The following is a 5,174-nucleotide window of genomic DNA, read 5'->3' on the forward strand; positions in this document are numbered from 1 at the left end:
CACCCCGAACCCCCGGCGCCGCATCGCCGGGAGCTCAACCCGCTGCCCCCGCCAGTGTCGCCGGGCCAACGCGGTCTCCTGGCGCCTGCCCTCTTCCCCGACCAGTTGGAGGGCGGGCGCCGTCGCGTTCCCACCCGCGCGTACCGAGGGGCGGCTCACAGCCGACTCCCAGGGTCGTCAAGCGGCCGGAACCGGCCCCCGGACGGACTGTTGTTCGTCGGTGCCAGGTGGCAGACTGCCGCCGACGGCCGGGGGGCTGCGCGAGTGCGGAGGTTTACTTCGATGGGCACGACTCAGGCAGGCGGGGGCGCCACCGTACGGCGCCTGCTGCTCGGCAGCCAGCTGCGCAAACTCCGCGAGGCCAGAGGCGTCAGCCGCGAGGAGGCCGGCTACTCGATCCGCGCCTCCGAGTCCAAGATCAGCCGGATGGAACTCGGCCGGGTCGGCTTCAAGGAACGCGACGTCGCCGACCTGCTCACCCTCTACGGCGTCGACGCCGAGCAGGAGCGCGCCAACGTCCTCGGACTCGTCCGCGACGCCAACGCCACCTCCTGGTGGCACGAGTACGGCGACGTGCTGCCCACCTGGTTCCAGAACTACCTCGGGCTGGAGGAGGCCGCCGCCGAGATCCGCAGCTACGAGGTCCAGTTCGTCCACGGGCTCTTGCAGACCCCCGACTACGCCCGCGCCGTGATCACCGCCGGCTGCCAGGGCCACGGCGTCGGCCCCGAGGAGATCGAACGCCGGGTCGAGGTCCGGCTCAAGCGCCAGGACCTGCTCACCACCGAGCACCCGCCCCAACTGCTCGCCGTCCTCGACGAGGCCGCGCTGCGCCGCCCCTGGGGCGGGCCGGAGCTGATGCAGGCGCAGCTCGACCGGCTGCTGGAGCTCTCCGAGCTGCCGAACGTGCGGCTCCAGGTCCTGCCGCTCGGCACCGCCGGGCTGAGCGCCGAGAGCGGCGCGTTCAGCGTGCTGGGCTTCACCGAGGCCGAACTCGCCGACGTGGTCTACCTGGAGCAGTTCACCACCGCGCTCTACGTGGACAAGCCCGCGGAGGTCGCCGAGTACCGGCAGGCGATGGACGGGCTGGCCGCCGACAGCCTCAGCCCCGAACGGACCCGCGAACTCCTGCACTCCGTGCGCCAAGAGCTCTGACACATCAGTACGATGAGCTCCCATCAGGTCGGGCATGAGAGGGAACAGATGTCGTACTTCTCCGAGTTGGCGCTGCAGTACATCGACGGCGAGTGGTGCGGCGGCAGCGGCTCCTGGGACATCGTCGACGTCGATCCCTTCACCGGTGACAAGCTCGCCACCATCACCGTGGCCACCGTCGCCGAGGTCGACCGGGCCTACCGCGCCGCCGAGCGCGCCCAGCGCGGCTGGGCCGCCACCAGCCCGTACCAGCGCCGACTGGTGTTCGAGCGCGCGCTGCGGCTGGTCGAGGAGCGCGAGGGCGAGATCGTCCAGGCGATCATGGTCGAACTCGGCGGCACCGCGCTCAAGGCCGGCTTCGAGCTGTCCCTGGTCAAGGACATGCTGCGGGAGTGCCTGCACCTGTCGGTGGCCTCCGAGGGCCGGCTGCTGCCCTCGCCCACGCCGGGCAAGGAGAACCGGCTCTACCGGCTGCCCGTCGGCGTGGTGGGCGTGATCAGCCCGTTCAACTTCCCGCTGTTCCTGGCGCTCAAGGCCGTCGCCCCGGCGCTCGCGCTCGGCAACGGCGTCGTCCTCAAGCCGCACCAGGAGACCCCGGTGGTCGGCGGCGCCCTGATCGCCAAGCTCTTCGAGGACGCGGGCCTGCCGCCCGGCCTGCTGAACGTCGTGATCACCGACATCGCGGAGATCGGCGACAGCTTCATCGAGCACCCCGTGCCCAAGGTGATCTCCTTCACCGGCTCCGACCAGATCGGCCGACACGTCGCCACGGTGGCCGCCGGGCACTTCAAGCGGACGGTGCTGGAGCTCGGCGGCAACAGCGCGCTGATCGTGCTGGACGACGCCGACCTCGACCTCGCCGTGGACGCGGCCGTGTTCAGCCGCTTCGTCCACCAGGGGCAGGTCTGCATGGCCGCCAACCGGGTGCTGGTCGACCGCAGCGTCGAGGCCGAGTTCACCGAGAAGTTCGTCGCCAAGATCGCCTCGCTGACCGTCGGCGACCCGAAGGACCCGGCCACCCACATCGGCCCGCTGATCAACCCCGTCCAGGCCGACGCGCTCTCCGGGCAGGTCGACCAGGCGATCGCCGCCGGCGCCACCGCGCTGCTGCGCGGCGACACGGTCGGCAGCCTGATGGCGCCGACCGTGCTCACCGGCCTGGCCGAGGACGCGCCGATCCTTCAGCGCGAACTCTTCGGCCCGGTCGTCCTGCTGGTGCCCTTCGACGGCGAGGACGAGGCCGTCCGGCTGGCCAACCACACGCCCTTCGGGCTCAGCGGCGCGGTGCACACCGCGGACGTCGAGCGCGGGGTGCGGGTCGCGCAGCGGATCGAGACCGGCATGATCCACGTCAACGGCGGGACCATCGCGGACGAGCCGGGCGTGCCCTTCGGCGGGGAGAAGAACTCCGGCGTCGGGCGGCTCAACGGGGAGCCCACGGTGGACGCCTTCACCACGCTCAAGTGGATCTCGGTGCAGCACGGGCGGGCGACGTTCCCGTTCTGATCCGCCGCGCTCGGGAGTCCCGGGCCTCCTGAGGGTTCAGGCGGCCCGGGACCGGCCCGCCCGGTCCGTCGGCGACTCCACCGTCCACGCGGTGGCCTGGCGAGCACGTCAGGCCGGGTAGCGGACGAGGCCGTTTCGGAACGGCGAGGCGCCGCCAGGTCGGGGACCCGGCGGCGCCTCGACGGGATGCGACTAGAACACCGGCTGGCCGGCGCGGACGAGGCGCCAGGAGTTGGTGAAGAAGTCGGCGGGGTCGATGACGCCCTTGGCCTTGACCCAGGCGATCATGGTGTTGCGGATCTCGTCGGAGTTCGACCAGACCAGCTTGGCGTTCGCGACGTGCGGGAAGTTGCCGCCGCCGTTGGCGCGGTAGTTGTTGACGGCGAGCACGAACTGGGCGGCCGGGTCGATCGGCTTGCCCTGGAAGGTCAGGTTGACGATCCGCTGGCCCTTGGGCTGGGCGATGTCGATGTCGTAGCTCAGGCCGTAGACCGAGTCGTAGTTGTAGTCCGGGGTGGTCTCGGCGCCGGTCATGGCGTCCTTGTCGACCGGGGCGCCCGGGGCGAGCTGGTAGAAGTACTTCGCCGAGAACTCCAGGTAGTCCTTGAGCTGGGCGCCCGTCAGGATGCGGGCCTCCAGGGTGTTCTCGTAGATGTACAGGCCCGCCGCGTCGCGCAGCTTGACCTGGCCGGACGGGATCAGCGCGGTGCGGTTGAAGGGCGCGGCCTGGGCCAGCACCGGCAGGTTGGCGTACTGCCCGCCCGCCAGCGCCGCCTTCACGGCGTCGGCCTGCACCTTGCCGATGAGGTCGATGATCGGGGTGGCCTTGAAACGGGCCTCGGCGATCGACAGCTCGATCTTGCTGGTGCCGATGTTCTGGTTGACGTACGCCACGACCTTCTTGTGCTGCTCGGTGATGGCGTTGGTGATCTCCGGGTTCTCCGGCACCGTGTTGGAGTTCAGCACCCGGGAGGAGACCGAGACGACCTTCCAGGCGCCGTCGGCGAACTCGACCTCGAAGTCGAAGCAGCTCAGCCGCTGGCCCCAGCACAGCGGCTCGGAGAGCACGACCGTCTTGCCGGTCTTCTTGTTGACGATGAGGCGCTGCGGCACCTCCTTGTGGGTGTGCCCGACCAGCACCGCGTCGATGTCGGCCACGGTCGCGGCCATCTCGCCGGAGGCGTCCTCGGGCCAGGGCAGCTGGTCGCCGTAGGTGGTCGGCTCGTCGATGCCGGAGTGGGCGGAGACGACGATGACGTCCGCGCCGGCCGCCTTCATCCGGGGCACGTACTTGGCGGCGGTCTCCACGATGCCCGGGAAGACCATCTTGCCGCTGACGTTGGCCTTGTCCCAGATCGCGATGCCCGGGTTGGTGAGACCGAGGATGCCGACCTTCAGCGGCTTGCCCTCGCCCAGGTGCAGCTCCTTGATCACGAAGGGCGGGAAGGCCGGCTTCTCGTTCTTCGCGTGCAGCGCGTTGGCGCCCAGCAGCGGGAACTCCAGCTGCTCCTCGAAGGCCTTCACGGTCGGGATGCCGTAGTTGAACTCGTGGTTGCCGAGCGCGGCGGCGTCGTACTCCATGAGGTTCATGGCGACGGCCATCGGGTGGTCCGGCACGGTGTCGCCGTCGGTGGCGATCGGCTCGATCCGGGCGTAGTAGTAGGTCAGCTGGGTGCCCTGGATGATGTCACCCGAGTCGATGAGCAGGCAGCGGTTCCAGCCCTTCTCCTCGCGGACCTGGTTGGCCAGGGTCGAGATCTTGGCGAGGCCGACCGCGTTGTGCGCCTTGTCGACGTACTCGGCGTCGGTGAAGTAGTCCCAGTTGAGCACCCGGCCGTGCAGGTCGGTGGTGCCCATGACGGTGAAGGCCTGCCGGCGGGGCTTGCGCTTGTCGCCCTTGGCGGTCGCCGTGCTGCCCGGCTCGGCGGCCGCGGCGGCGGGGGCGGCGGCGACGGCGGCTCCGCCGGCCAGGGCGGCGCCGGCGGCGGTGGCTGCGGACCGGGTGACGAAGTCACGGCGGTTCAGGGACATGGACGACTCTCCCGAGTGGGACCGACGGCGGATTGACCGTCAATGTGTGTGCGTACGAAGTGCGTCGGCGCGTGCGCGGTGCGGTGACGCGCGTAGAAGGACGCGCGTAGAAGTGTGCCGTGCGGGCCGGGCCGATGGGTAGCCCTTCGACGTTGCCAACAGGTGAGATCTTGGCGACTCGTTCGTGACGGGGATGGGCGGGCCGGGAGGTGGTAAGGCATCAGGCCAGCTCGGAGCAGAGCTGCTTCACCTCGCGGCCCAGCTCCGCCGCCGGGTCCGGCGCGTCCGGTCCCGCCCAGGGCAGCCAGGTCCGCGCCCGCAGGTAGCCGTCCACCGCGACCGGCAGCCGGTGCCGGACGATCCCGTCCGCCACCGGGCCGGGGCCGCACTCGCGCAGCGCGGCCAGCAGGGCGTCCACCCCGGCGGAGGCGGGCAGCGGGACGGTGCCCAGGTAGCCGGCGAGGACCTCCAACTCCGGGTCG

General features: G+C 70.8%; 3 protein-coding genes and 1 pseudogene. 2 read left to right on the forward strand and 2 right to left on the reverse strand.

From position 1 onward, the window contains the following. Positions 1-282 precede the first annotated feature (282 nt). Both J0670_RS29510 and J0670_RS29515 read left to right on the forward strand, forming a co-directional pair. The gene (locus tag J0670_RS29510; protein WP_207814754.1) at positions 283-1,155 is read left to right on the forward strand and encodes a helix-turn-helix transcriptional regulator; all 873 of its coding nucleotides are present in this window, start codon (positions 283-285) and stop codon (positions 1,153-1,155) included. Between the two features lie 48 nt (positions 1,156-1,203). Next, positions 1,204-2,661, forward strand: a complete 1,458-nt coding sequence (locus J0670_RS29515) for an aldehyde dehydrogenase family protein (RefSeq protein WP_207814755.1) — start codon at positions 1,204-1,206, stop codon at positions 2,659-2,661. Between the two features lie 192 nt (positions 2,662-2,853). Here the strand turns inward: J0670_RS29515 and J0670_RS29520 are convergent, their stop codons facing one another. Further along, positions 2,854-4,692, reverse strand: a complete 1,839-nt coding sequence (locus tag J0670_RS29520; RefSeq protein WP_207814756.1) for a bifunctional UDP-sugar hydrolase/5'-nucleotidase — start codon at positions 4,690-4,692, stop codon at positions 2,854-2,856. 220 nt (positions 4,693-4,912) lie between these two features. Beyond that, a pseudogene (locus tag J0670_RS29525) lies at positions 4,913-5,174 on the reverse strand (hypothetical protein); the annotation flags it as partial.

It is taken from the genome of Streptomyces sp. FH025 (genome assembly GCF_017427025.1).
Lineage (GTDB): Bacteria > Actinomycetota > Actinomycetes > Streptomycetales > Streptomycetaceae > Kitasatospora.

What these genes read in the sequence shown, in the direction of transcription:
- J0670_RS29510 (WP_207814754.1), top strand. Translation starts at nt 283, where the DNA reads ATGGGCACGACTCAGGCAGGCGGGGGCGCCACCGTACGGCGCCTGCTG.
- J0670_RS29515 (WP_207814755.1), top strand. Translation starts at nt 1,204, where the DNA reads ATGTCGTACTTCTCCGAGTTGGCGCTGCAGTACATCGACGGCGAGTGG.
- J0670_RS29520 (WP_207814756.1), bottom strand. Translation starts at nt 4,692, where the DNA reads ATGTCCCTGAACCGCCGTGACTTCGTCACCCGGTCCGCAGCCACCGCC.